This window comes from Shinella sp. GW821-FHT11G07 (assembly GCF_058808115.1).
Window position 1 is genome coordinate 266,720 of the sequence record NZ_JBXARJ010000004.1, and the last position, 25,282, is coordinate 292,001.

The following is a 25,282-nucleotide window of genomic DNA, read 5'->3' on the forward strand; positions in this document are numbered from 1 at the left end:
GTCACAGCGTCTCCCTCCCGCTCAGCTCAGATAGGTCTGCGCGAGGATGTCGGAAAGTTTTTCCATCTCCGCCTCGAGCCGCTTGTAGGTCGCGTCCGTCATGGTTTCCGGCGTCATCACCGCCAACCCGGCATGCAGCCGCATGGCCTCTCGGTAGAAGGGCGACATCTGGCCGTTTGAATAGGCGTTCGGCAGCTGCTCGACCTCGTTCTTGATCTCGTTCAGCTGGTAGAGGATCGAGCGCGGGTTGAGGGCGTCGAGCGCCAGGAGGTCGGTGACCGTCAGCCGCGCCGTCGCCACATTGTAACGGCGGCGGTGGGTCATCACGCTGTCGCCGATCTCTAGCAGCATGTCGAGTGCGCCATCGGGTGCATCCTCGCCGGACATATGGCCGAGCAGGCGCGTCATGTGCAGGCCGCGTTCGAGGTGGCGGCCGATCGACAGGAAGCGCCAGCCGGTGAAGCGGTACATGTTTTCATGCACGAGACCCGCGAAACCCGCGAGCTTGCGCAAGAGCACGGTCATGGCGCGGGTCGTGTCGTCGCCGGCCTGGACGCTGAGATGGAAGCGGCGGGCGGTTTTCGAGAGGTCGTTCAGCGCCAGCCAACCATCGGGCGAGAAACGGTCGCGGATGTTGCTGGCGGAGAAGACGGCGCTGTCGATGCTGCGGATCAGCGTGGTCGGCACGGCTTCTGCCGTGTCGATGCCGAGCGCGTCGAGATAGTCGCTGACGTCCTTCAGGAGGGGCTGTTCGGGATTGGCATATTCGGCATAGCGGCCGTGCCAGGCGCGCAGGATGCGCAGTGCCCCTTCCGCCCGCTCGATATAGCGGCCGAGCCAGAACAGGTTGTCGGCGGCGCGGCTCGGCAGGCTGCCGGGCATGTTGCGCGTAAATTCCGCTTCCGCGGGTAGAAGCGAGGTGCGCTCGACCGGCTTGGGGCTGACGATCCAGACGTCCGCCGCCGAGCCGCCCTCCTGCATGGCGATGGCCGCGACATTGTTGCCCGCGCCGATCCGGGCGAAACCGCCTGGCATGATCTGCCAGCCGTCGCGGGTGCGGGCGGCGAAGACGCGTAGCGACATCGGTCGCGGCACGAGCTTGCCGTCCACCCAGGCGGGCGTGGTGGAGAGCGTGACCGCCTCCTGGCCGACCAGCTTGGCGCCGTCGGAGGTGAGCCATTCGGCGACCGACTGCTTGGCGGTGTCGCGCAGCGATGAGCCGAGCACGGATTGTTCGTTGTCGTCGAAGAACGGTCGGGTCGAATAGGCTGGTCCGATCACCATGCGCTCGATGTTTTGCGCCACGTGCTCCCGCTCGTTCTTCTGTCCGCACCACCAGGTGGCAATGGACGGAAGGATCGGCTCAACGCCGAGAAGCTGGCGACAGATGTTCGGCAGGAAGGCCAGCATGGCGCGTGTTTCCACGACGCCGGCGCCCAGCGCGTTGACGATGCTGACGGAGCCGGACCGCAGGGCCTCGACGATGCCGGGCGTACCGATATGGGAATTCTGGTTGAGTTCCAGCGGGTCGGCGAAGGAGGCATCGAGACGCCGCCAGAGCACGCCGATCGGCTTGAGGCCGGCGACGGTGCGCACCATCACCTTGCCGCCGACGACCGTCAGGTCTTCGCCTTCGAGCAGCATGAAGCCGAGATAGCGGGCGATATAGGCGTGTTCGAAATAGGTTTCGTTGGCAAGGCCCGGGGTGAGAACCGCGATGCGGTCCTCCGCCGATTTGTTGCCTTGTAGCGTGCTGCGGAAGGCGCCGAAAAAGCCGGCGAGGCGATGGGCGTGGGTTTCCGCATAGACGTCGGAGAAGGCGCGCGTCGTCGCCACGCGATTTTCCAGCGCGAAGCCGGCGCCGGAGGGGGCCTGCGTTCGGTCGGAGAGCACCCACCAGTTGCCGTCCGGCCCGCGGCCGATCTCGAAGGAGACAAAATGCAGGAAGTGCTGGCCGGCCGGCTGAACGCCGACGAGCGGGCGCAGGAACTCGCTGTTGGAGGCGACGAGGGCGGGTGGCAGCAGGCCGTTTGCGACGAGTTCGTTCTTGCCGTAGATATCGGCGACGACGGCTTCCAAAAGTTCCGCGCGCTGGGTGAGACCGCGCGAAAGGGCTTCCCACTCGGCTTCATCGATGAGCACGGGAATGTGCGACAGCGGCCAGGCACGCTCGGTGCTCGCTTCCTTGCCATAGGCACGGTAGAAGACGCCGGCATCGCGCAGATACCGGTCGGCGCGGGCGAAGCGGCCGGCAAGGTCCGTTTCGTCCATGCGGTCGAGCGCTTTCAGGAAATGCCGCCAGACGGGACGCACTTTGCCATGCGTATCGACCATCTCGTCGGCCACGCCCGGAAGCGGTGCATAGACACGCGACGACGTTTCCGTTGCGTCGGCCTTGATGCGTTCTGCCTCCACACTCGTGGTCTTCAATCAATTTCTCCTGCAGGAGGCTTGGGGCGTCTTCGCTTCTCTTCGAATCGCGAAAACGCCCCAAGCCATTTGTCTTTACGCAGCTCCGGACGCAAAACCGCTTCGCACTTTTGCTGGACTGCTTAGATACCGGGCGGTCGTCTCAGATCCAGTGTCAGCGGAAAATCCGCCGATGCTGTTTCCGGCCATAGCGTATAGCCGCCCGCTCTGTGCCCCCAAGGCTCGAATCGCGCCAGCCGGCGCGCCTCGGCCTCGTTTCCGTTCACCGGGAAGGTGTCATAGTTGCGTCCGCCCGGATGGGCAACGTGGTAAATGCAGCCCCCGATCGCCCGCCGCGACCATGTATCATAAATGTCAAATGTAAGCGGTGTGTTGACGGGCAGTCCCGGATGCAGGCCGGAGGCGGGCTGCCAGGCCTTGTAGCGCACGCCGGCGACGGAAACGCCCCGCGCGCCGGTCGATTTCAGCGGGATGGGCCTGCCGTTACAGGTGACGGTATAACGCTCCGGATTGGCGGTCTCCAGCTTGACCTGAAGCCGCTCGACGGACGAATCGACATAGCGCACGGTGCCGCCGACCGCGCCTTGTTCGCCCATGACATGCCAGGGTTCGAGCGCCTGGCGGACTTCCAGGTTGGTGCCCTCGTATTCCACTTCGCCGCAGAAGGGGAAACGGAATTCGAGCTGGGCGGCAAACCATTCCGGGCGCAGGTCGAAGCCGTTGCCCTTGAGGTCCGCAAGCACATCGAGAAAGTCCTGCCAGACGTAATGCGGCAGCATGAAGCGATCATGCAGCGTGGTGCCCCAGCGCACCAGACCACCGTCCGCCGGGTTCTGCCAGAAGCGGGCGATGAGCGCGCGGATGAGAAGTTGCTGTGCAAGGCTCATGCGTGCGTTCGGCGGCATCTCGAAGCCACGGAACTCGACGAGGCCGAGGCGTCCGGTCGGGCCGTCCGGCGAAAAAAGCTTGTCGATGCAGATTTCCGAACGGTGGGTGTTGCCCGTGCCGTCGGTGAGTAGGTTGCGGAACAGTCGGTCGACCATCCACGGCAAGGGTTGCTGTGCCGTGCCGGGAAGCGGCACCTGCGCAAACGCGATTTCCATCTCGTAGAGCGTGTCGTGTCGCGCCTCGTCGATACGCGGCGCCTGGCTGGTCGGGCCGATGAACATGCCGGAAAAGAGATAGGACAGCGAGGGATGCCGCTGCCAGTGCAGGATGAGGCTCTTCAGCAGGTCCGGCCGGCGAAGGAACGGGCTGTTGTTGGGGTTGTCGCCGCCAACGACCACATGGTTGCCGCCGCCAGTGCCGGTGTGGCGGCCGTCGATCATGAACTTGTCTGCGCCGAGCCGGGTGAGGCGAGCCTCCTCGTAGGTCGCGGTGGTGATCGCCACGCAATCCTGCCAGTTGCTGGCAGGATGGATGTTGACCTCGATGACACCGGGATCGGGGGCGACGCGCATGACGTTGATGCGCTCGTCCTGCGGCGGCGCATAACCTTCGATATGGACCGGCAGGCCGAGATCGGCTGCGGCCTTCTCGGCGGCGGCGATCAGGTCGAGATAGTCCTCGATGCGTTCGACCGGCGGCATGAAGACGCACAGGCGGCCGTCGCGCGGCTCGACGCTCAGCGCAGTGCGTACCGCGCCGCGAATATCGCCCGTCGATCCGGCGATGTTCTGCTCATTGCGGTCCTGCTGCGGCTCGCTTGCCCGAAGCGATGCCTGCGCCAAGGTCCGCGCCGGAGCGCTGTAGTCGGGCAGGGGGTCGCGCGGGATCGAGGGATCGGCCTGGTGGATATAGGGATATTGCGACGGCGGCACATAGGGCAGGGTGCCGAGCGGCATGCGGAAGCCGATCGGTGAATCGCCGGGGATGAGGAAGATCTTGCCACGACGGGTGCGCCATCTCTCGCTCACCCAGCGTGGGCCGCCGGCCTTGGCGTTCCAGGCCTGTACCGGCAGGATGTAGCCGGTCGGCGTCGTCAGACCCCGCTCGAACACCTTGGCGATACGCGCCCGCTCCTCCGGGCTTTCGAGCTTGGAGTTCGAGGGGTCGACATTTTCCGGCAGGCTGCCTTCCTTGATGATCCATTCCGCCGGGTCCTCGAAGGCGGGGATGATCATGTCCTCCTCGATCTCGAGCTCGGCGGCGATGCCGGCGAGGAGAGCCGCTGCCTGCTTGTCGGTGACCTCGGTGTCGGCGCCCTCCGTGGCGATCAGCTCCGGGTTGTGCCAGATCGGCTTGCCGTCCTTGCGCCAGTAAAGCGAGAAGGTCCAGCGCGGCAGGCTTTCGCCGGGATACCACTTGCCCTGGCCGTAATGCAGGAAACCGCCGGGGGCGAACCGTTCGCGCAGCCGGCGGATCAGTTCGTCGGCCTTCTCGCGCTTGGTCGGGCCGACGGCGGCGGTGTTCCATTCCTCCGATTCGAAATCGTCGATGGAGACGAAGGTCGGTTCGCCGCCCATGGTGAGGCGCACGTCGTTGCTCGCCAGCACGGTGTCGATTTCGCGGCCAAGGGTGTTCAATGCCTCCCAGCTTTCGTCGGAAAACGGCTTGGTGATGCGCGGATGCTCGGCCACGCGGGTCACGGTCATGGCGAAGTCGAATTCGGTGTTCGCCTCGCCGAAATAACCGCCGCTGATCGGCGCGGCGTTGCGGAAGTGCGGCGTGGCGGCGAGCGGAATGTGGCTTTCGCCGGTGAGCAGGCCCGAGGTCGGGTCGAGGCCGATCCAGCCGGCGCCGGGCAGATAGACCTCGCACCAGGCGTGCAGGTCGGTGAAGTCGACCTCCGTGCCGGAGGGGCCGTCGAGCGCCTTCAGATCCGGTGCGAGCTGGATGAGGTAACCCGAGACGAAGCGGGCGGCGAAGCCGAGATTGCGCAGAATCTGCACGAGCAGCCAACTCGAATCGCGGCATGAGCCCAGCGCACTCGTCAGCGTCTGCTCGGGCGTCTGCACGCCCGGCTCCATGCGGATGACATAGCCGATCTTCTGCTGGAGGTTCGCATTGAGGCCGACCACCATATCGAGCGTACGCTGCTTTGGCGTGCGGTCGACGGTCTTCATGTAGGCTTCGAGCGCCGGGTCCATCGGCTCGGGTGCGCGATAGATCTTGAGGTCCTCGCGCAGATCCTCCGGATAATCGAAGGGCCAGTGCTCGGCCTCCTCTTCCACGAAGAAGTCGAACGGGTTGTACACCGTCATGTCCGCGACGAGGTCCACTTCGATCTTCAGTTCGGTGACCGGATCGGGAAAGACGTAGCGGGCGAGATAGTTGCCGTAGGGGTCCTGCTGGAGGTTCACGAAGTGGTTTTCGGGCGAAACCTTCAGCGAGTGGCTGATGACCTTGGTCTTGGAATGTGCTGCCGGCTTCAGCCGGATGATCTGGGGTCCGAGGCGGACCGGGTTGTCGTACTTGTAATGGGTGAGGTGGTAGATACCGGCCTTGATCGACATGCGCGCTCTGTTCCCCTCGGGCGGTCTGATGCCGCCATCGAGGGGAGTTTGTGCAATGCGAAGAGAGATTGCAAGCGCGTTCGTTTCCGGCGGCTACAGTCGATCAGGCGATACGCCGCAGGTGCGGTCTGGCCGCCGGTTCCTGCCTTGCCTCGTTGCGGGGCATCTCGAACTGGCCGACCAGCCGCGCGAGCGTCGCGGATTCTTCCGAAAGGCGATGCGTAACCGCGCTGCTCTCTTCGACCATCGCGGCATTCTGCTGCGTCACCGCATCAAGCTGACGGATCGTCGTGTTGATCTCGTGAATACCGACGGACTGGTCGCGTGCGGCGCGGGCGATCTGCTTGATCTCCGTATCGATCGCATTGATCTTGCCGGCGATATCGCGAAGCACGGTGCCGGTCTTGCGCACCAGGCCGGCTCCGCGAGCCACTTCGTCGGCGGATTTGGTGATCAGCGCCTTCACTTCGCGCGCCGCACTGGCCGTGCGTTGCGCAAGTTCCCGTACTTCCTGCGCAACAACGGCAAAGCCCTTGCCGGCTTCACCCGCGCGTGCCGCCTCGACGCCGGCGTTCAGCGCCAGCAGGTTCGTCTGGAAGGCGATATCGTCGATGACGCCGATGATGTTCCCGATCTCGTGCGAGGAGGTCTCGATCTTGCCGATGGCGTTGACGACATTGTCGACGACCTGTTCGGAGGCCGCCGAACTCTTCTTGGTGTCCGAGGCGAGGCGCTCGGCGGTCGTCGTGCGCTCGGCGGCGGATTGCACGGCCTGCGTCATTTCCGCAAGCGCCGTCGCGGCCTCGCCAAGCGACGCTGCCTGCCGCTCGGTGCGGCTGGAGAGCTGGACGAGCGCTTCCTGCATTTCGCTGGAATCGTCGCGGATGCGGTGCGTGTTGATGCGAACCGTCGTCATCGCCTCGGCGAGCCGCTCGATGGAGGCATTGTAGTCCGTGCGGATCCGGTCGAGCGAGGGGATGAAGGGGGTGTCGATGCGTTGTGTCAGGTCGCCGCGCGCAAGGTGCTGTAGCGCCTCGGCGAGGCGAGTTACGGTCTCTTCCGTTTCGGCGTCATGTGCCTGTTTGGCCGCATCGCGCGCCGCCCGTTCGCTATCGGCTTCCTCACGCATCGTCGCCGTTTCGCGCTGAAGGCGTTCCTTCTCGATTGCGGCATCCCGGAAGACCAGCACGGAACGCGCCATGTCGCCGATCTCGTCGCGACGGCTTTCGCCGTTGCAGGCAATCGTCGTGTCGCCGCTCGCCAGCCGGTTCATGTCCGAGACAAGGGCGGTGATCGGGCGCGACAGGCGATTGGCAAAGAGGAAGCCGACGGCCGCCGTTACCGCGAGCACGCAGAGCGAAATGAGCAGCGTCCAGTTGATGAGGCGCGTGAGGCCGGCGAAGACTTCGCTCGACGCCATGACGGCGGCGATGGTCCAGGTGCGGCCGAGGAAATCGAAACTGGCAGCGGCAAGCTTGACCTCGCGGCCACGATGATCGGGCAGGGTCGCTTGGGCGATCGCCGCGCCGTCGCCGGGAATGAGAAGCTCCGGCGCGATACGCATCGTGAGCACATCGGCATCCGCGCCATGCGAGGGACGGGTGAGGAGATAACCGTCGGCATTCAGCAGCATGGCTTCTCCGGTCTCTCCGAGGCCGACCGGATTGTTCAATTTGGCGGCGATGCGTTCTGTCGGCAGCGCCACGACGAGCACGCCGATCTTGCCGGCGACGGAAGAGACAGGGGTCGCGAGGAAGGCCGTGGCGCGACCGGCCGGGGCATAGGGCTGGTAGTCACTAAAGGCGACGATGGCGGTTTCCGTGCTGGGCGCCGCTTCGGCAAAGACCTTGGCAAGGCCGGTCTCAGCGAACCGCGCATCGCTCGTCAGGTTTGCGCCGAAATCATCGTGTTTTTTCAGAGCATAGACGATGTCGCCGCTGAGATTGACGAGCAGCATGTCGTCGAAACCCTGCGCCTCTGCATTGCGCTGGAAGAAGCCGTGGTAGCGGCCGTGCAACTGGTCGAATTTGTCGGTCTCGGCGGATTTCAGCTCGGCCTTGCCACCATAGCGACGCTGCAACTCGCCCGCGCGATCACCCTCGATGGCACCGAAGGCGCCGGACAGGTCATCGAGCGCCTTGGCGACGACCTTCTGGCCCGCGAGGTCACGTGTTTCCTTGACGATCGATTGCAGATATTGCGCGAGTTCGTTGCGCCGGCCGTCGGCCAGCGTTTCAAGCTTTGTCACGGCCGCCTCGGTCGACTGGCTGGCGCTGAGGTAAAGGCTCGCGACGCTGGTTGCGGAAATGGCAATGACGGCCAGCAGCAGGGCTGCAAGCGAAAGCTTTATGGAAAGACGCATGGGGGTGATTTCTAAAAAAATACGCAGCTACAGATCATGCCGATAGCGGCTGCCAGAAAGCGCATCCTGCGGCCGGGGCGACGCCCGGTTCTGACCATCGTCAATATGACCATCGGTCATGACGGGTCTGTGACGGTTTTGTGAAAGCTGCGCGGAGCGGCCAGGGCCGCTCCACTTGGGCACAGGTTCTAGCGGGTCATGGAGACCAGCGAGAAATACGCGCCCTGCGGATCGAGGCAATTTAGGATCCAGGCGCCGCCGGGAACTTCCATCGGCTCCATCATGATGCTGCCGCCGCCGTCCGTGACCCGCGCTCCGGCGGCATCGAGGCCCTCGACGACGAAATAATAACCCCAGCAGGGCGGGACGGGCGAACCGGGCGGGTTCGTCATCATGCCGCCGATCGCGTTCCCGCCGCCTGCGGCAAAGGTCTGGTAGGTGCCCATGCCGGCGTCCGACATGTCGATTGCCTTGTCCTTGGTCCAGCCGAAGGTTTTCGCGTAGAAGCCCCAGGCAGCGTCGAGGTCGCCGGCCATCAGCTCGTTCCAGCCGACACGGCCGGGTTCCATCATGCCGGGCTGGGCGGGGCCTTCATCCTCGGTGGTGAAGAGCGAGAAGACCGCGCCGTGCGGATCGGCCACGACGGCAAAGCGTCCAACGCCCGGAATGTCGTCCGGCGCGCGCATGATCCTGCCGCCATTCGCGGCAATGTCCTTCACGGTGTCCTCGATCCGGTCCGTGAAGATGTAGCCCATCCAGGCGGGCGGCATCCCCTTGGCTTCCTGCGGAAGCTCGGCGATACCGGCAGCCTGTGTCTCGCCGATGTAGGCGAGCGTATAGTTCATGCCCGGCATGCCGGAATCATGCATCGACCAGCCGACGACCGATGCGTAGAAGCGTTCGGCGGCGGGAACATCCGTCGTCATCAGTTCGTACCAGCAGAACTTGCCATAATCCTTGTGCATACGTCTTCCCTTCTGTTCTTTTTTTGCGGCGGAGGTCGATCTCTATCGATCAGTCGCAGCAGGAATGGGCCTTCGGCGCATCGGCATATTCGTCCTTGCGCTTGACGAAGCTCAGCGTGCCGGTCTCGTTGCGGCCTTTTGGTGCGCGGTCGAGGATCATCAGGGTGCCGAGGGCTTCTTCGCCGCCACGGGCATAGTCGGAATAGGTGTGGTAGACGGTGCCGTCTTCGTCCTTGAAGAAGGCGCTAAGGCCGGGAAGTTCGTCATGCGCATCGGCTGCGTCGGTCTCGCGGTAATTGTACATGACCTTGCCGCCGGCCAGCTCCTCCTTGGTGAAGGAGACATGGTAGTCGAAATTGAAGTCGCTGCCGAAGGACGAGACCCAGGGGAATTCCCAGTCCATACGCTTTTTGTAGGCCAGAAGCTTGTCCAGCGGCGCGCGGGCGACGGCGATCATCGTCACGTCGTGATTGTTGAGATGCGGCAGCATGCCATCGATATGGTCGCCCATGAAGGAGCAGCCGGGGCAGCCGGCATCCCAGTCGGGGCCATACATGAAATGGTAGACGATGAGCTGGCTGCGGCCGTCGAACAGCTCTGCCAGCGTCTTGCGGCCATCGGGCGTGTCGAAGGTGTAATCCTTCTCCACCTTGACCCAGGGCAGGGTGAGGCGTTCGGCGCGCACCTTGTCGCGCAGCTTGGTCTCTTCCTTTTCCAAGGCCAGCAGGGCCTTGCGGGCGGCGAGCCATTGTTCCTGGGATACTATTTCATGGTTCGGTCTCATGCTCGGAACTCCTCTTTCACGGGCTTTCGACAAATAAGTTGGTATCAACATTCATGGTCCGTGTCAAAGCGTCGACCGGTTTCAGTCGTTCGGCACGGACTGTTTCTCAACGGCCTGTAACGCCGTGATGACGGTCTCGGTTGCTTCGCGGAGCTGCTTTTTATCGAAGAGTTCGCCCAGTGCATTGGCCCAGACGGCCTGGCGGGCCTTGATGGCGTCGAGCGTCGCCTTGCCTGCGTCGGTCAGCACCATCAGCTTGGCGCGCTGGTGGGCGGGGTTTTCCGCATAGAGGATCAGCCCGTCCTTTTCGAGCAGGTCGGCGACCCGCTGCACGCCCTGCCGCGTCATGCCGAGCGCCCGGCCGGCATCAGCCACCGACATCGGTGCATGGTCGGCGGCGGCGAGTACCTGCCAGCGCGCACTGGTCTGGCCGGCGGGCTTGGCCAGTGCATCACCGGCCGTCTGCAAGTGTCCAGCAAGACGCAGGACGGAGATGGCGAAGGCGGCGAAAGCGTCGCCAGAGGGGGTGCGGTCAGGATTCATATTGACAACATACTGTCATTCTGCAAGGGTGAATTTGACAGCAAATTGTCATTTTAGGCCGACGGACGCAAGCGAGGAGAGCATTATGTTGAAGACCTATAAGGGAAGCTGCCATTGCGGGAAAATCCGGTACGAGGCCGATATCGACCTCTCCGCCGGCACGGGGCGGTGCAATTGCTCGATCTGCTCGAAGAAGCGCTATTGGGGCGCCCAGATCAAGCCGGAGGCCTTTCGCCTGCAATGCGATGAGGCCGACCTCGGCGATTACCAGTTCAACACGATGAGCGGGCACCATCATTTCTGCAAGAACTGCGGCGTGTCGCCATTCGGTCGGGGTTATGTCGAGGCGATTGGCGGCGCCTATGTCTCGATCAATGTCGCGTGTCTCGACGATATCGAGCACAGCGAACTGGCGGCCCTGCCGATCCAGTATTTCGATGGGCGGAACGATGCCTGGTGGAACACGCCGGCCGAGACGCGGCACCTCTGACGTGAGGCCGGGCGCGAAACATGTTCCGCGCCCGGCAAATATTTATTCCGGCAGGATGCGCACGGCGCCCTTGTCGGCGCTGGCGGCGAAGGCGGCATAGGCCTTCAGCGCCGTCGTGACATTGCGCTTGCGGGGGGCGGCCGGCTTCCAGCCGAGCTTGTCCTGTTCGGCGCGGCGGCTTGCCAGTTCTTCCTCGGAAACGGCGAGGTTGATCGTGCGGTTCGGGATGTCGATCTCGATCAGGTCGCCGTCGCGTACCAGGCCAATGGTGCCGCCCTGCGCCGCTTCCGGCGAGGCGTGGCCGATCGACAGGCCCGAGGTGCCGCCGGAGAAGCGGCCATCGGTGACGAGCGCGCAGGCCTTTCCGAGACCCTTCGACTTCAGGTAGCTCGTCGGATAGAGCATTTCCTGCATGCCGGGGCCGCCCTTCGGGCCTTCGTAGCGGATAACGACGACGTCGCCGGCCTTCACCTCGTTGCTGAGGATGCCCTTGACCGCTGCGTCCTGGCTTTCGAAGACGACGGCCGGACCGGAGAACTTCAGGATCGATTCATCGACGCCGGCCGTCTTCACGATGCAGCCGTCGAGCGCGATGTTACCGGACAGAACGGCGAGGCCGCCATCCTTCGAGAACGGGTGTTCGACGGAGCGGATGACGCCGTTTTCGCCGTCCGTATCCAGCTCGTCCCAGCGCGCCGACTGGCTGAAGGCGACCTGGGTCGGGATGCCGCCCGGTGCCGCGCGGAAGAAAGTGCGCACCGTCTCGCTGGTCGTGCGGGTGATGTCCCAGCGATCGATCGCATGGCCGAGCGTTTCGGCATGCACGGTCGGCGTGTCGCGGTGGATGAGGCCGCCGCGGTCGAGTTCGCCGAGGATGCGCATGATGCCGCCGGCACGGTGCACGTCTTCCATGTGCACGTCCTGCTTGGCGGGCGCGACCTTGGAGAGGCACGGCACCCGGCGCGACAGCTGGTCGATGTCATCAAGGTCGAAATCGATGCCGCCTTCATAGGCGGCTGCGAGGATGTGCAGCACCGTGTTGGTCGAGCCGCCCATGGCGACGTCGAGCGACATGGCGTTTTCGAAGGCGCGCTTGTTGGCAACCGAGCGCGGCAGGATGCTGTCGTCTTCCTGCTCGTAGTAGCGGCGGGCGAGATCGACGATCAGGTGGCCGGCTTCGACGAAGAGGCGCTTGCGGTCGGCATGCGTCGCCAGCGTCGAGCCGTTGCCCGGCAGCGACAGGCCGAGGGCTTCGGTCAGACAGTTCATCGAGTTGGCGGTGAACATGCCGGAGCAGGAGCCGCAGGTCGGGCAGGCGGAGCGCTCGATGACGGCGACGTCCTCGTCGGAAATCTTGTCATCCGCCGCAGCGACCATGGCGTCGACGAGGTCGAGCGCGTGCGTCTTGCCGTGCAGCACGACCTTGCCGGCTTCCATCGGGCCGCCGGAGACGAAGACCGACGGGATGTTGAGGCGCATGGCAGCATTCAGCATGCCGGGGGTGATCTTGTCGCAGTTCGAGATGCAGACCATGGCGTCGGCGCAATGCGCATTGACCATGTACTCGACCGAGTCGGCGATGATCTCGCGCGACGGCAGCGAGTACAGCATGCCGTCATGGCCCATGGCGATGCCGTCGTCGACGGCGATCGTGTTGAATTCCTTGGCGACGCCGCCGGCAGCCTCGATTTCGCGCGCGACGAGCTGACCGAGGTCCTTCAGATGCACGTGGCCGGGCACGAACTGCGTAAAGGAGTTCACCACCGCAATAATCGGCTTGCCGAAATCCGAATCCTTCATGCCGGTCGCGCGCCAGAGGCCGCGGGCACCGGCCATGTTGCGGCCGTGAGTGGTGGTTCGGGAGCGATATGCAGGCATGGGTCTATTCCTTGACATCGGACATGGTTCGCATATGGCCCTTGGAGGGCCGGATTGCGAGCCTTGGAAGGGTTTCCCTAGCGCAAAATGCCTCCGGCGTCACGAAAGGAATGACGATTTTTTGACGCTGCGGCGCAATTTCCTTGCCGACGATCGGTGCCGGACATGACCGTTGTCGGCACAAGGCATTCATGCCATGGTCCGCGCCATGAACGGCACGGGTCAGGTTTTGGCAGAAGCGGGCGCGGAAAGCCCCGAGGCGGCGCTCGACAAGAGCCCGCTTTATCTGCGTATTCGCGATGTGCTGGCAGATGCCATCTCCTCGGGCCGGCTGCCCAAGGGTGCGCTGCTGCTCGAAGGGCCGGTCGCGACCGTCTTCGCCTCGACGCGCACACCCGTTCGCCAGGCTTTTGCACTTCTCGAAACGGCCGGTCAGATCCGGCGGTTCGACGGGCGCGGTTTTCTGGTGGGGCAGGGGCGCAGCGGGCCGAAACGCGTGGCGTTGACGCCGGACATGCTCGGCCTCGACGAGGAGGCGCCGGGCCTGCGCAAGGCGCCGGCCTGGGAGGCGATCTACGAGAGCCTGGAGCGGGAACTGGTGCACCTCTCGGTCTTCGGGCGACATAGGATCAACGAGGTGGAACTGGCGCGTGCGCGCGGCGTCGGCCGGCAGGTGGCGCGCGATGCGCTGACCCGGCTCGAAGCGCTCGGCATCATGGAAAAGGACGAGCGCATGCGCTGGACGCTGGTGCCGCTCGACGAGAGCCGCATGCGCGACCTGCATGATATCCGCGTGGCGCTGGAGCCGATGGCGTTGAACAGGGCAGCACCCTTCATCCCGCCCGCCGAGCGGCACGCCATGACGCATCGGCTGGAAGAGGCGCTCGCCGTCTATCCCGGCCTTTCCGTCGAGGCGATGGACGATCTCGAAACCGACCTGCACATCACCTGCCTCGGCTATTGCCCGAACCGGGAGCTGCTGATCGCGCTGCGCCGTGCGCGCTTCATGCTCAATGTCAGCAAGCATATCATCGGCGTCTCGCACCGCATGCCCGCCGACGAGCCGTTCATCGCCGAGCACCTGGCGGTGTTCCGGGCGCTGGACGTGGACGATAGCGCGCGCGCGGCCGAGACGCTGCGCCACCACATCACCGTTTCGCTACCCAAGGTCATCGCACGCGTCGCGGAACTGCGCGACGCGCACCGGCCGGAGATGCCGGTCTATGCGGCACCCGCCTCGCGCTGAGGAGATTGGAATGAAAGTCAAACGCATTGTCGCGAACATCGAAACGGCCGAGCCTGCGGCGGTCGCGCGGTTCTACAAGGATATTCTCGGGCTGGACCTGCTGATGGATCACGGCTGGATCGCCACCTATGGGGTCGCGGGCAGTACGATGCCCTTGCAGGTGAGCTTCGCCTCCGAAGGCGGCGCGGACACGCCGGTGCCGGGGCTGTCGATCGAGGTGGATGACGTGGACGCCGTTCATCGTGCCGTGCTCGCGGCCGGGTATGCGATCGAATACGGGCCGACGGACGAGCCCTGGGGCGTACGGCGGTTTTTCGTGCGTGATCCGGCCGGCACGCTTGTCAATATCCTGATGCACGCCTGACGGTCAGGTAATTGCGCCGATCTGCCAGGGCACGAATTCGTTGTCGCCGTAGTCGAAGGCTTCGCTTGCGGTCTTGCGGCCGGAGGCGGTCGCGATGACGAATTCGAAGATGCGGCGACCGGCCTGTTCGATCGTCTCCGTGCCGTCGACGATCGTGCCGCAATTGATGTCCATGTCTTCCTTGATGTGCTCGTACATCGGCGTGTTGGTGGCGATCTTGATGCAGGGTGCCGGCTTGTAGCCGGAAACCGAGCCGCGGCCGGTGGTGAAGGCGACGAGGTTACAGCCGCCGGCGATCTGGCCGGTCACGGCGGCCGGGTCGTAGCCGGGCGTATCCATGAAGACGAAGCCGGGCTCCGTCACCTCTTCGGCATATTCATAGACGGCGTTGAGCGGCATCGAGCCCCCCTTGGCGACGGCGCCGAGCGACTTTTCCAGAATGGTCGTGAGCCCGCCCGCCTTGTTGCCGAAGGAGGGGTTGTTGTTGAGTTCGGCATCGTTTTTCGCCGTGTAGTCCCGCCACCAGTCGATGCGGGCGAGCAGTTTTTCCGCGACCGCCGGACGGGCGGCGCGTCGGGTGAGAAGATGCTCGGCGCCATAGATTTCCGGTGTTTCGGACAGCACGGTGGTGGCGCCTTCCTGCACGAGAAGGTCGGAGGCGATGCCGAGTGCGGGGTTGGCGGAAATGCCGGAATAGCCGTCCGAGCCGCCGCATTCAAGCGCCAGCTTGATGCCGGAGACGGGCAGCGGGGTGCGGCGGATGCGGCCGACATCCGGCAGCATGTCGTCGATCATCGCACACGCGGCCTCGATGGTCTTGCGGGTGCCGCCCTGTTCCTGGATCATCATCTTGCGGAAGGTTTTTCCTTCCTCCAGCCCGGCTTCCTCGACCAGCGGGCCGTATTGAAAGGTTTCGCAGCCGAGGCCGATCATCAGGATGCCGCCGAAATTCGGGTTGCGGGCATAGCCCTTGAAGGTGCGGGTGAGGATGCGCCCGCCCTCGGATTTGAGGTTCAGCGCGCAGCCGCCACCATAGGTGAGCGCCACCACGCCGTCGATATTGTCGTGGCCGGTCTCGCGGAATTTGCGGACATAATGCTCGGCAACGTAGCGCGAGACCGTGGCGGAACAGTTCACCGTCGAGAGGATGCCGATATAGTTGCGCGTGCCGATGCGGCCATTGCCGCGATCATAGCCATCGAAGGTGCGGCGCTCGGCTTCCGGCACCATCACGGGCGGGGCGTTGTCGATGCAGAATTCGTGTTTCAGCGCCACATCGAGAATGGCGAGGTTTTGCAGGTGCACATGTTCGCCGGGGCGGATCGCCTTCGTCGCATAGCCGATGATCTGGCCGTATTTCAGGACCGCCGCGCCTTCCGCGATCGGTGCGATCGCCACCTTGTGGCCGCGCGGAATGCGCTCGATCGCCGCGACACCGTTCACCAGCGCCCGGCCGGCATCGATATTGGCGGGCACGACCCCGACATTGTCTTTCGCGTTGAGGACGAGCACGGCGGGGAGTTCGGCGAGCATGGCGGCTCCTGCGGTTGGGTTTGGTGCATTATGCACTTTGTCAGCAAAAGTCAATAATGCGAATAATGGCCGAATGAGCGGGGTGGGTCATGGTCTTCGCCATCAATTTGTCATATGATTTGCTTGTAATTGTACGATGATTAACACCAGCCGATGGGGATGGCGTGGCGGACAAGGCAAAGAGACAGGCGCAGCGGCCGCAATCGCGTCGCCCGCGTGTGCGCCGCAACGTGACGGCGGCGATCGGCGCGGACATTTGCGGCGGGCGTTTTCCGCCGGGCACGGTTTTGCCGCGCGAGAGCGACCTTTGTGAGACCTATGGCGTCAGCCGCACCGTCATTCGCGAATCCCTGAAGGTGCTGGAGACAAAAGGCCTTGTGCATGGCCGGCCCCGCGTCGGAACGCTCGTCCTGGACCGGTCCGAATGGAACGTGCTCGACGCGCAGATTCTCGAATGGATGGGGCCGGACGTGCTGTCGACAGAGCTTTTAAGCTCGATCCTGGAGGCGCGCCGCACGGTGGAGCCTGCGGCTGCCTTTCTTGCTGCGTCCCGCGCGACGGCACAGGAAATCGCCGACCTCGAACGGGCCTGCGACGAAATGGGAGACGCGGAAGGCGATCTGGAGGCCTTCACCGCGGCGGACACCCGCTTTCACGAGACCCTCCTCAAGGCGAGCCACAACAAAGTGTTTCACCAGCTCTCCTCGATCATTCATGCGGCCCTTTCCCATGCGCTGCACGCTTCCAATCGGGCCTCTGGGAAACGCGACGAGGCGTTGGGCGTGCACCGCGAGCTGGTCGATGCGCTGCGCATGCGGGACGCCACGCGGGCAGAGACGTGCTCGCGCAACATTCTCGATCTCGCCGCGCGTGATCTTTCCGGCCTGATTGGCAGGGCCGGCTGATGAACTCCGCGGGCGAAAAGCCCGTGACGGAAGACAAACCGACGAGGGATGAAACGACATGAAGATCACCAAGCTGACGACCTACATCGTGCCGCCGCGGTGGATGTTCCTGAAGATAGAGACGGACGAGGGCATCGTCGGCTGGGGCGAGCCGGTGGTGGAGGGGCGTGCGCTGACCGTGGAAGCGGCCGTGCATGAACTGTCGGACTACCTTGTCGGCAAGGATCCGTTGCTGATCGAGGACCATTGGCAGGTCATGTACCGCGCCGGCTTCTACCGCGGCGGAGCCGTGCACATGTCGGCGATCGCCGGCATCGACCAGGCGTTGTGGGACATCAAGGGCAAGGCCTATGGCCAGCCGGTCCATGCGCTGCTCGGTGGCCAGGTGCGTGACAAGATCAAGGTCTATTCCTGGATCGGCGGCGACCGGCCGGCCGACGTCGCCAACAATGCCAAGGAGGTCGTCGCCCGCGGCTTCAAGGCCATCAAGCTCAACGGCTGCGAGGAAATGCAGATCGTCGACACCTGGGACAAGGTGGAAAAGGCGGTCGAGACCATCGCGACGATCCGCGAGGCGATCGGCCCCTATATCGGCATCGGCGTCGATTTCCACGGCCGCGTGCACCGGCCGATGGCCAAGGTGCTGGCGAAGGAACTCGAGCAGTTCAAGCTGCTCTTCATCGAGGAGCCGGTGCTGTCCGAAAACCGTGAGGCGCTGAAGGAAATCGCCAACCATTGCTCGACGCCGATCGCGTTGGGTGAACGCCTCTACTCGCGCTGGGACTTCAAGTCGGTCCTGTCGGACGGCTATGTCGATATCCTCCAGCCGGACCTCAGCCATGCCGGCGGCATCACGGAATGCCGCAAGATCGCGGCGATGGCGGAGGCCTACGACGTGGCACTGGCGCCGCATTGCCCGCTGGGACCGATCGCGCTTGCCGCCTGCCTGCAGATCGATGCCGTCTCGCACAATGCCTTCATCCAGGAGCAGAGCCTCGGCATCCACTATAACAAGGGCAACGACATCCTCGACTACATCTCGAACAAGGAGGTGTTCCACTATGCGGATGGCTTCGTGTCGATCCCGCAGGGGCCAGGTCTCGGCATCGAGGTGGACGAGCAATATGTCATCGAGCGGGCCAAGGAAGGCCATCGCTGGCGCAATCCCGTCTGGCGTCACGAGGATGGCAGCGTCGCCGAGTGGTAGATTTGCAGAAGCCCGGCATGGCGCCGGGCTTTTCTATTCGCGTCGTGGTGGACGGAATCATCCCGCATGCCTATGTGTTACGGGCACACCATAAAGGAGAGGTCCATGCGTCCCATTTCCGGTTTCGTCGTCGTCGCATTTGCGGTTCTGACCCTTGCGGGTTGCAACACGACTGGGGCCAGCAGCAACACGACCTATGCCCGTCCGCCGGTCTCCGGTGGCGGCCTGAGTGTTCCGCTGAACTGAGCCGATAGCGGCTTGCGATCCGCCTGGAGGCCCGCAGGCCTTCAGGCCGTCCGGAACGGCAACGTGATGACGGCCTGGTAGCGGCCCCCATCCACCGGACCTGACGAGAAGCACCACCGGCTGCCGAAACGCGCTTGCAGCCGGTCGCTGATATTCCGGAGACCGACGCCCATGCCGGCCGGCTTGCGCGCTCCCTGCGCGTCCGGCAGATCGTTTTCGACGCTCAGCACCAGCCGATCCCCCTCCCGTTTCGCTTCCAGCACGATGGTGACGCGCTTTCGCGCGGGAGCAACGCCATGCTTGACCGCGTTCTCGATCAGCGGCTGAAGGATGAGGTTGGGAACAAGCGCCGGCCCGAGATCTGCCGGAAGGCGGATGTCGAAGGCCATGCGGTCGGCGAACCGCTCATGCTCGATTTCGAGGTAGTCGCGCTGAAGGGCGATCTCTTCTGCCAGTGGCACGTCATGCAACGGATCGAGCGAGAGTGTCGTGTGCAGGAAACGCGAGAGCGACAGCACCATGCGGTCCGCCCGCCCGCCCGATCCTTCCTCGATCAGGCCGGCAATGGAATTCAGCGTGTTGAAGAGGAAATGCGGATTGAGTTCGTAACGCAGCGCCCGCAATTCCGCATCCAGCTTGCGGCGCTGCGCATTGAGCAGCGAGAGCGCCGCCACATAGAAGCCGAAAACGATGGCATTCCATATGAAGCTGAAGCGGAACTGCAGAATGGCCTTGCCCCATGTATCGGCGAGGGCAAAGCCCGGCACGCTCAGGCCGCCCGGCAATGCATGCGGGCCGACCATCATGATCACCGCGATATCGAACACGGCCTGGCTGACAGCGGCAACGAGGACGGCGAGAATGCCGAAGCCGATGGCCAGCTTCTTCGGCAGGGTTTGAAGATGGTGGAGCAGCCTTGCCAGGACGAGGGCGAGCAGAATGCAGCTCAACCAACCGGGCACGATGATCGGCAGGCCGCCGGGCAGCATCAGGATGTCGTTGATGGAAAGCGCCGTCCACAGGGTGACGGCCAGAACGAGGGCCTCGCGCCAATTCCATATGCCGACCATGAAAGCTCCCGAAGCCGCCATTTCCTGGCGCTCTAACTGCCATGTCCCTGCTATGCCTTGGAAGCGGCCGCAGGAAAATGCCGGAGCAGACATTGTTCACGGAAAAACCCGGCTTGCGATCTGCAAGCCGGGTTTGTTTGAAAGCCGTAGGCTCAGTGCGAGTCGGCCAGGCGTGCGGCTTCGACGGCGTCGGATTGCGCGAAGCTCGTGCCGTTGAAGAAGGCATTCAGCAGCACTGCGGCAATCGAGGCGAGCACGATGCCCGATTCGATGATGGGATGGATCGCATGCGGCATCCACATCAGGTAGTTCGGTGCGAGCAACGGGATGAGGCCGAAGCCGACCGACACGGCAACCACGAAGAGGTTGTTGCGCGACGACTTGAAATCGACATTCGCAAGAATGCGCACACCCGTTGCCGCGACCATGCCGAACATCACCAGACCCGCACCGCCGAGCACGAAGGTCGGCACGGCTTCGACCAGCGCACCCATCTTCGGGATGAGGCCGAGCGCGATCATGATCACGCCGGCAGCGACACACACGTAGCGGCTCTTGACGCCGGTGACGCCGACGAGACCGACATTCTGCGAGAAGCTGGTATAGGGGAAGGTGTTGAACAGGCCGCCGATCATCGTGCCGATGCCATCGACGCGCAGGCCGGCGGTCAACTGCCGCTGGGACACCGGCTTGTCGGTGATTTCACCAAGCGCGAGGAACATGCCGGTCGATTCGATCATCACGACGATCATCACCAGCGTCATGGTGGCGATCAGCACCGGATCGAAGATCGGCACCCCGAAGCGGAAGGGCGTGACGACAGCGAACCAGCCGGCATCGCCAACGCGGTCGAAATGCATCATGCCGAGCACGGATGCGGCAAGGCAGCCGATGATGACGCCGGCGAGCACCGCGATGTTGCTGATCAGGCCGCGACCGAAGCGGGCGATGAGCAGGATGGAGACGAGCACCAGCGCCGATAGCGCGATGTGGCTCGGTTCGGCATAGACCGGGTTGGAGACGGTCGGCGCGATGGCGAAGCCGTCCGGAACCGCCGGGCCACCGCTCTCGGCGAGCGTCTTCATCTGGGCCAGCCACTCGGCATGCGTCGGGTTGATCAGCTTGGGGGCTGTCGGGCCGAAGGGGTTGCCGAAGGTCCAGTTGATGCCGACGCGCATCAGCGACACGCCGATGACGAGGATGATCGTGCCGGTCACGACGGGCGGGAAGAAGCGGAGCAGCCGACCCATCAGCGGCGCGATCAATAGCGCCAGGAAACCGGCCCCTATGATGGCGCCAAAGATCATGCGGGCGCCCTCCTGGCCGGGGGCCATGGTGGCCATCGAAACCATCGGGCCGACCGAGGCGAAGGTGACGCCCATCATGACGGGCAGCCGGATGCCGACATGGCGGCCGACGCCCAGCGACTGGATGATCGTGACGAGACCGCAGACGAAAAGGTCGGCGGAAATCAGGAATGCGACGTCCTGCGGGCTGAGCTGCAAGGCCCGCCCGACGATCAGCGGCACCGCGACGGCGCCGCCATACATGACGAGAACATGTTGAATGCCCAGCGTTGCGAGCCTGCCGACGGGCAGCTTCTCGTCCACCGGATGTATGCTGGATGCGTCGTTCATGGATACTCCTCCTATCACGTCGACCCTACCTGTCCCGTCCTCCAACGGGGTGCGCTATCTCTCGCGCTGCGGTAGAGCGCTACAAGCATAGCCAGGCAATAAACACTTTACGTATTCCAGGGGTAATCGTGCGATGGGGAGTATTCGCAGCATACGCATTCGCTGGCGAATTCGAATGCCTTTTCACATGGTTGGCATCGTTTCCCGGCGCAAGGATCGACTTGAACCAGCCATCATTTGAGCGCAAAACACCCACCGCCGTCAACTGTTTCCTGCACGGCATATGTGTCTTTCCGCCGAGCCACCTGCTGCGGTGCGAAAATAGCCGAAGGAGCGCAGCATGGCGCGCAAACAGCCGGAAAATCCAAGGGAGGCCGAGGCTCTCGCTCTGGCGCAGAAGGGGATCGAGGCGGGCGCCGACGAACGCTATGCAGAGGCGGCCGAGCATTGGAAGGCCGCCTCGGACTACGTGGATGCCCACTTGCCGGGCGCCGATATCTATTACTGGATCAAGAGCGGCTTTGGCGCGGCTCTCTATGATGTCGGCGCATACGAGAAAAGCATTTCCGTTGCAAAGCTGGCGCTCGACTGGTGCTCTTCCCACAAACGTCCACTGCCTGCGCTGACGATGGCCAGATGCTATCGCCGGTTGGGTGATCACGCCGCGGCGCAGACCCATATCGATCTTGCCCGCGGTCTGGTCGGTGAGGCGGTTGTGAAGGAGTGGGCCGAAACGTCGGACAACTAAGCCGAAAGGAGAAAAGCGCACTCAATGCGCCGACCTGCAGCGCGCCGCCACCGAAAGTGTGACGCAAGTCCGGGGCATGAGGATTGTCCAGAGATAGGCGGCCACTTACCGGACTGGGGGTAAGCGAGGGCAGAGCGTTTGAGGACGCCTCGCCCGCTCTGCAGATCACAGAATGAAATCGCCTTTGACAAACTCGATCGTCGTGTCGAGCCAAACTGAGAAATCGATCTTGCCGTCACCGTTGGCGTCACCGTGGAGATAGGTATCGCCATTGGTATTGGTGTAGCGCAGTTCACCGGCCTTGTTGCTGAAGGCCTTTTCGCCGACAAATGTGAAGGCCTGGTTGCCGGCAATCTTCGTATTGGCATCGATGGCCGCCAGGTCGATCTTGTCGCCCTGGCTGCGATTGAAGTCGACGATGAAGTCCCGACCGGACGCGGCGAGGGTTGAATCGCTAAGGTTGGAGAAGACGAACTGGTCGGCGCCAAGCCCGCCGACCAACTTATCGGCGCCGGCGCCGCCGGAAAGCTTGTCCGCACCGGCTCCTCCATTGAGGTTGTCGTTGCCACCGTTACCCCAGACGACATTGGCACCGGCATCGCCGCGAAGGACGTCGTTGCCCGCGCCGAGGATTACGGCTTCAATAGAGTACAGATGCTGAGTATCGCCGAGCGAGCCTTTCGCGGTACCTGCGGCCGCTCCCTTGAGCGTTATAACCGCGTTGCCCTTGTAGTCGAAGTAGTCGAGGGTGTCCCAGCCCCCGTCACCGTAGAAGGTGTCTTCGCCCGCGCTGAAGATGAATCTGTCGTCGCCGTCGCGCCCGAAGAACGTGTTGGCGCCGGCATCGCCGCGCGCGATGTCGTTGCTGTTGCTCAGGATCACGGCTTCGATCGAGTAGAGGCTTTTGACGTCGCCGAGCGAGCCCTTCGCGACGCCCTTGCCCTCTCCGTTCAGCATCACGCTCACGCTGCCCGTGTAATGGAAATAGGAGAGGGTGTCCCACCCCGCGCCGCCATACATGGAGTCGTTACCGCCGCTGACGACAAGCTTGTCGTCGCCGGCAAGCGCCATATAGGTCTCGTTCAAGTCGGTACCGTACACGGTATCGTTGAGCTGGGTCCCTGTTACGATGCGAGACATGGTCCGCCGATCCTTTTAAAGCAAGCGCCTGGCCGAAGCACTAGCGCCTCTGCGTGCGGCTGGAAAGGAATCGGCAAATCTAGTTCGCGTTAATCTTAACAAAGAGCGGAGCCGGCCAAGACCGCCCTACATTCGCACGACGCGCGAAAGCGGATGGGCACACCGTCCTGTTTTGGTGCGGCTGTTGCGCCGATGAGATGGAATTGTACGACCGCCTCGCCTCCTTTGTGGAGGGCGACCGCACCTACAACGAGCGTGGTCTGGTCACCTTTCCCCAAGGGGCGCTTGCAGGCGAATGGGAGGTACTGGGGTGAAGTCTGGTCCGGTCCCAGCCTCTCGTAGCTAAGGCACCAACGTGCCAGGCCCCAGAAACGGAAAAATCCGCCACGGCGGATTTCTCAAAATCATCAGAAGATCGGATGGTGGGCGTGACAGGGATTGAACCTGTGACCCCTACGATGTCAACGTAGTGCTCTCCCGCTGAGCTACACGCCCATCCGATGAGCCGCATAGACCACAAAACATCTGGCGGCGTCAATAGGCTTTTTTAGCTTTTTTTACGCGCCGATTTTGTGGTCTTTTCCGGGGCTTAGGCGGCCAGCATCTTGTTGACCTCGTCGACGAGATCACGCAGGTGGAACGGCTTGGAGAGGACCTTTGCGTCCTTCGGAGCCTTGGAATCCGGGTTCAGCGCGACGGCGGCGAAGCCGGTGATGAACATCACCTTGAGGTCCGGATCGAGCTCGGTGGCGCGGCGCGCCAGCTCGATGCCGTCCATCTCCGGCATCACGATATCGGTGAGGAGCAGCGAGAAGGGTTCTTCGCGAAGCCGGTCGTAGGCGCTGGCGCCGTTGTCGTAAGACAGCACCTGGTAGCCCGCCTTTTCGAGCGCCTTCACCAGAAAGCGGCGCATGTCGTTGTCGTCTTCAGCGAGGAGAATCTTGGGGGTCATGGAATTCGGGAACCATTGCTAAAAGGGTGTCTGCCCGCGAACGGGCGGTTCTGTTAAGAGAGCGTATTCCGGTAAATATCCGGTGAATGGGGCATGGCAAGGCCTTATCCCTCGTTTCTCAGTATGGACACGGGGTGAGGCCGCTGGCAACATGAACGACGTAATGATTTAGAGGCATGGTAAAGGACGGCAATGGCGGAGGCTCTGAGCGAAAACAGCCACTTCGAAGTGCTGGAGCCGGTTTCGCAGAGCGTGCCCCTCGTCTTCAACTCGCCACACAGCGGGCGGCGTTATCCACAGGGCTTCCTCGATCAGTCGCGTCTCGATGCGCTCGGCATCCGCCGTTCGGAAGACCATTATGTCGATGAGCTGTTTTCGGTGGCGCCCGCGCTCGGCGCGCCGATGTTGATTGCGCATTTCCCGCGCGCCTGGCTCGACGTCAACCGCGAGCCCTATGAACTCGATCCGCGCATGTTCGAAGGTGCTCTTCCGTCCTATGCCAATATCAGCTCGATCCGGGTCGCCGGCGGGCTCGGCACGGTGCCTCGAGTCGTGGCGGAAAACATGGAAATCTACCGCCACCGTTTCCCCGTCGAGGAGGCGCTGGAGCGGGTGGAGACGGTCTACAAGCCCTATCACGCGTGCCTGCGTCGGCTTGTCGTGCGCACCCATGTGGCCTTCGGCTTCTCGGTGCTGATCGATTGCCATTCCATGCCCGGCAATATCCGGGTGTCCGGTTCGGGGTTGCGGCCGGATTTCATCATCGGAGACCGCTACGGCACCAGCGCCTCGGGTGAGTTGTCGCGCACCGCGATGCGGCTTCTGGAGGACATGGGCTTTTCCGTCGTGCGCAACAAGCCCTATGCGGGCGGCTTCATCACCGAGCACTATGGGCGGCCGGCCAAGGGGCTGCACGCACTGCAGATCGAGGTGAACCGCGGCCTCTACGTCGATGAGACGACGCTTGCCAAGAAGCCGGATTTCGCGGTGCTGCAGACGGCGATTGCCGCGTTCCTGCAGGATTTTTCCGACCATGTGGAAGATTATGCCGCGGACCGAGCACTGGCGGCCGAATAGGCCCGGTTTCCTCTCAAAAAAAACCGCGCTTGTGGCGCGGTTCAAGTCTAGGGAGGAAACACCCAAGGAGGGTATTTACAGCCACGAGTGACTGTAAGAAAAGTGTAATGTTGCGCTGCACAAGTGTCAAGCGCAACTGCGGAATAAATTTGCGATCCGTTAAGCAATTTTCTTACGCGGGTACTTCTTCGTGCCGATACGCATTGCGGTTCCGTTTTCCGGGCCGATGCAGTATGTCAATGGCATCCAC

Annotated in this window: 19 protein-coding genes, 1 tRNA gene and 1 pseudogene; 8 read left to right on the plus strand and 13 right to left on the minus strand. The window is 63.3% G+C overall.

All coding sequences use genetic code 11. The features are described 5' to 3' along the window. Nucleotides 1-21: 21 nt before the first annotated feature. The 6 genes and pseudogenes from AC1RT2_RS10265 to AC1RT2_RS10290 all read right to left on the minus strand — a co-directional run. Nucleotides 22-2,364, minus strand: a pseudogene (locus AC1RT2_RS10265) (circularly permuted type 2 ATP-grasp protein); the annotation flags it as partial. Between the two features lie 188 nt (nt 2,365-2,552). Continuing rightward, on the minus strand, nt 2,553-5,885 hold the full coding sequence (locus AC1RT2_RS10270) for a transglutaminase family protein (protein ID WP_493101627.1): 3,333 nt from the start codon (nt 5,883-5,885) through the stop codon (nt 2,553-2,555). A 103-nt stretch (nt 5,886-5,988) separates the two neighbouring features. Beyond that, nucleotides 5,989-8,247 (minus strand): methyl-accepting chemotaxis protein, encoded by a 2,259-nt coding sequence (locus tag AC1RT2_RS10275; protein WP_493101629.1) that lies wholly within the window; start codon nt 8,245-8,247, stop codon nt 5,989-5,991. Nucleotides 8,248-8,435: 188 nt separating this feature from the next. Beyond that, on the minus strand, nt 8,436-9,212 hold the full coding sequence (locus AC1RT2_RS10280) for a VOC family protein (protein ID WP_493101631.1): 777 nt from the start codon (nt 9,210-9,212) through the stop codon (nt 8,436-8,438). A 49-nt stretch (nt 9,213-9,261) separates the two neighbouring features. Further along, complete coding sequence (locus AC1RT2_RS10285) at nt 9,262-9,996, minus strand: DUF899 domain-containing protein (protein WP_493101633.1); 735 nt, start codon at nt 9,994-9,996, stop codon at nt 9,262-9,264. Between the two features lie 81 nt (nt 9,997-10,077). Beyond that, nucleotides 10,078-10,539 carry a MarR family winged helix-turn-helix transcriptional regulator gene (locus AC1RT2_RS10290; protein ID WP_493101635.1) on the minus strand — a complete coding sequence of 154 codons (462 nt, stop codon included), beginning with the start codon at nt 10,537-10,539 and terminating at the stop codon, nt 10,078-10,080. Nucleotides 10,540-10,624: 85 nt separating this feature from the next. Here AC1RT2_RS10290 and AC1RT2_RS10295 point away from each other — a divergent pair, with 85 nt between their 5' ends. Then, a complete protein-coding gene (locus AC1RT2_RS10295; protein WP_069061138.1) occupies nt 10,625-11,029 on the plus strand; it encodes a GFA family protein in 405 nt (134 codons plus the stop codon). A 42-nt stretch (nt 11,030-11,071) separates the two neighbouring features. Here the strand turns inward: AC1RT2_RS10295 and ilvD are convergent, their stop codons facing one another. Continuing rightward, on the minus strand, nt 11,072-12,907 hold the full coding sequence (ilvD, locus tag AC1RT2_RS10300; protein WP_069061139.1) for a dihydroxy-acid dehydratase: 1,836 nt from the start codon (nt 12,905-12,907) through the stop codon (nt 11,072-11,074). Between the two features lie 172 nt (nt 12,908-13,079). On the opposite strand from ilvD, the gene AC1RT2_RS10305 reads away from it, so the two are divergent. Then, a complete protein-coding gene (locus tag AC1RT2_RS10305; protein WP_493101637.1) occupies nt 13,080-14,153 on the plus strand; it encodes a GntR family transcriptional regulator in 1,074 nt (357 codons plus the stop codon). Nucleotides 14,154-14,163: 10 nt separating this feature from the next. Further along, nucleotides 14,164-14,517, plus strand: a complete 354-nt coding sequence (locus AC1RT2_RS10310; protein WP_493101639.1) for a VOC family protein — start codon at nt 14,164-14,166, stop codon at nt 14,515-14,517. 3 nt (nt 14,518-14,520) lie between these two features. Here the strand turns inward: AC1RT2_RS10310 and AC1RT2_RS10315 are convergent, their stop codons facing one another. Then, nucleotides 14,521-16,050 carry a UxaA family hydrolase gene (locus AC1RT2_RS10315; RefSeq protein ID WP_493101641.1) on the minus strand — a complete coding sequence of 510 codons (1,530 nt, stop codon included), beginning with the start codon at nt 16,048-16,050 and terminating at the stop codon, nt 14,521-14,523. A 164-nt stretch (nt 16,051-16,214) separates the two neighbouring features. On the opposite strand from AC1RT2_RS10315, the gene AC1RT2_RS10320 reads away from it, so the two are divergent. The 3 genes from AC1RT2_RS10320 to AC1RT2_RS10330 all read left to right on the plus strand — a co-directional run bounded on the left by AC1RT2_RS10320 (nt 16,215) and on the right by AC1RT2_RS10330 (nt 18,408). Then, nucleotides 16,215-16,955 carry a FadR/GntR family transcriptional regulator gene (locus tag AC1RT2_RS10320; protein WP_493101643.1) on the plus strand — a complete coding sequence of 247 codons (741 nt, stop codon included), beginning with the start codon at nt 16,215-16,217 and terminating at the stop codon, nt 16,953-16,955. 58 nt (nt 16,956-17,013) lie between these two features. Beyond that, nucleotides 17,014-18,162 carry a galactonate dehydratase gene (dgoD, locus tag AC1RT2_RS10325; RefSeq protein WP_069061143.1) on the plus strand — a complete coding sequence of 383 codons (1,149 nt, stop codon included), beginning with the start codon at nt 17,014-17,016 and terminating at the stop codon, nt 18,160-18,162. Between the two features lie 105 nt (nt 18,163-18,267). Continuing rightward, nucleotides 18,268-18,408: a hypothetical protein gene (locus tag AC1RT2_RS10330; protein ID WP_171902433.1), complete on the plus strand. Its 141-nt coding sequence runs from the start codon at nt 18,268-18,270 to the stop codon at nt 18,406-18,408. 41 nt (nt 18,409-18,449) lie between these two features. On the opposite strand, the gene AC1RT2_RS10335 is transcribed toward AC1RT2_RS10330, so the two are convergent. Both AC1RT2_RS10335 and AC1RT2_RS10340 read right to left on the minus strand, forming a co-directional pair. Next, nucleotides 18,450-19,478, minus strand: a complete 1,029-nt coding sequence (locus AC1RT2_RS10335; protein ID WP_493101646.1) for a sensor histidine kinase — start codon at nt 19,476-19,478, stop codon at nt 18,450-18,452. 152 nt (nt 19,479-19,630) lie between these two features. Further along, nucleotides 19,631-21,115: a nucleobase:cation symporter-2 family protein gene (locus AC1RT2_RS10340; RefSeq protein WP_069061145.1), complete on the minus strand. Its 1,485-nt coding sequence runs from the start codon at nt 21,113-21,115 to the stop codon at nt 19,631-19,633. 340 nt (nt 21,116-21,455) lie between these two features. On the opposite strand from AC1RT2_RS10340, the gene AC1RT2_RS10345 reads away from it, so the two are divergent. Beyond that, nucleotides 21,456-21,863 carry a hypothetical protein gene (locus AC1RT2_RS10345; protein WP_493101648.1) on the plus strand — a complete coding sequence of 136 codons (408 nt, stop codon included), beginning with the start codon at nt 21,456-21,458 and terminating at the stop codon, nt 21,861-21,863. Between the two features lie 165 nt (nt 21,864-22,028). On the opposite strand, the gene AC1RT2_RS10350 is transcribed toward AC1RT2_RS10345, so the two are convergent. The 3 genes from AC1RT2_RS10350 to cpdR1 all read right to left on the minus strand — a co-directional run bounded on the left by AC1RT2_RS10350 (nt 22,029) and on the right by cpdR1 (nt 23,955). Continuing rightward, a complete protein-coding gene (locus AC1RT2_RS10350) occupies nt 22,029-23,003 on the minus strand; it encodes a calcium-binding protein (RefSeq protein ID WP_493101650.1) in 975 nt (324 codons plus the stop codon). A 420-nt stretch (nt 23,004-23,423) separates the two neighbouring features. After that, a tRNA-Val gene (locus tag AC1RT2_RS10355) sits at nt 23,424-23,498 on the minus strand. A gap of 94 nt (nt 23,499-23,592) precedes the next feature. Continuing rightward, a complete protein-coding gene (gene cpdR1 / locus AC1RT2_RS10360; protein ID WP_069061148.1) occupies nt 23,593-23,955 on the minus strand; it encodes a response regulator CpdR1 in 363 nt (120 codons plus the stop codon). Between the two features lie 192 nt (nt 23,956-24,147). On the opposite strand from cpdR1, the gene AC1RT2_RS10365 reads away from it, so the two are divergent. Then, nucleotides 24,148-25,032 (plus strand): N-formylglutamate amidohydrolase, encoded by an 885-nt coding sequence (locus AC1RT2_RS10365; RefSeq protein WP_493101652.1) that lies wholly within the window; start codon nt 24,148-24,150, stop codon nt 25,030-25,032. Nucleotides 25,033-25,282: the final 250 nt, after the last annotated feature.

What these genes read in the sequence shown, in the direction of transcription:
- AC1RT2_RS10295 (WP_069061138.1), top strand. Translation starts at nt 10,625, where the DNA reads ATGTTGAAGACCTATAAGGGAAGCTGCCATTGCGGGAAAATCCGGTAC.
- AC1RT2_RS10365 (WP_493101652.1), top strand. Translation starts at nt 24,148, where the DNA reads ATGGCGGAGGCTCTGAGCGAAAACAGCCACTTCGAAGTGCTGGAGCCG.
- cpdR1 (WP_069061148.1), bottom strand. Translation starts at nt 23,955, where the DNA reads ATGACCCCCAAGATTCTCCTCGCTGAAGACGACAACGACATGCGCCGC.
- AC1RT2_RS10315 (WP_493101641.1), bottom strand. Translation starts at nt 16,050, where the DNA reads ATGCTCGCCGAACTCCCCGCCGTGCTCGTCCTCAACGCGAAAGACAAT.
- AC1RT2_RS10335 (WP_493101646.1), bottom strand. Translation starts at nt 19,478, where the DNA reads ATGGTCGGCATATGGAATTGGCGCGAGGCCCTCGTTCTGGCCGTCACC.
- AC1RT2_RS10340 (WP_069061145.1), bottom strand. Translation starts at nt 21,115, where the DNA reads ATGAACGACGCATCCAGCATACATCCGGTGGACGAGAAGCTGCCCGTC.
- AC1RT2_RS10310 (WP_493101639.1), top strand. Translation starts at nt 14,164, where the DNA reads ATGAAAGTCAAACGCATTGTCGCGAACATCGAAACGGCCGAGCCTGCG.
- AC1RT2_RS10285 (WP_493101633.1), bottom strand. Translation starts at nt 9,996, where the DNA reads ATGAGACCGAACCATGAAATAGTATCCCAGGAACAATGGCTCGCCGCC.
- AC1RT2_RS10270 (WP_493101627.1), bottom strand. Translation starts at nt 5,885, where the DNA reads ATGTCGATCAAGGCCGGTATCTACCACCTCACCCATTACAAGTACGAC.
- AC1RT2_RS10345 (WP_493101648.1), top strand. Translation starts at nt 21,456, where the DNA reads ATGGCGCGCAAACAGCCGGAAAATCCAAGGGAGGCCGAGGCTCTCGCT.
- AC1RT2_RS10350 (WP_493101650.1), bottom strand. Translation starts at nt 23,003, where the DNA reads ATGTCTCGCATCGTAACAGGGACCCAGCTCAACGATACCGTGTACGGT.
- AC1RT2_RS10275 (WP_493101629.1), bottom strand. Translation starts at nt 8,247, where the DNA reads ATGCGTCTTTCCATAAAGCTTTCGCTTGCAGCCCTGCTGCTGGCCGTC.
- ilvD (WP_069061139.1), bottom strand. Translation starts at nt 12,907, where the DNA reads ATGCCTGCATATCGCTCCCGAACCACCACTCACGGCCGCAACATGGCC.
- dgoD (WP_069061143.1), top strand. Translation starts at nt 17,014, where the DNA reads ATGAAGATCACCAAGCTGACGACCTACATCGTGCCGCCGCGGTGGATG.
- AC1RT2_RS10280 (WP_493101631.1), bottom strand. Translation starts at nt 9,212, where the DNA reads ATGCACAAGGATTATGGCAAGTTCTGCTGGTACGAACTGATGACGACG.
- AC1RT2_RS10330 (WP_171902433.1), top strand. Translation starts at nt 18,268, where the DNA reads ATGCGTCCCATTTCCGGTTTCGTCGTCGTCGCATTTGCGGTTCTGACC.
- AC1RT2_RS10290 (WP_493101635.1), bottom strand. Translation starts at nt 10,539, where the DNA reads ATGAATCCTGACCGCACCCCCTCTGGCGACGCTTTCGCCGCCTTCGCC.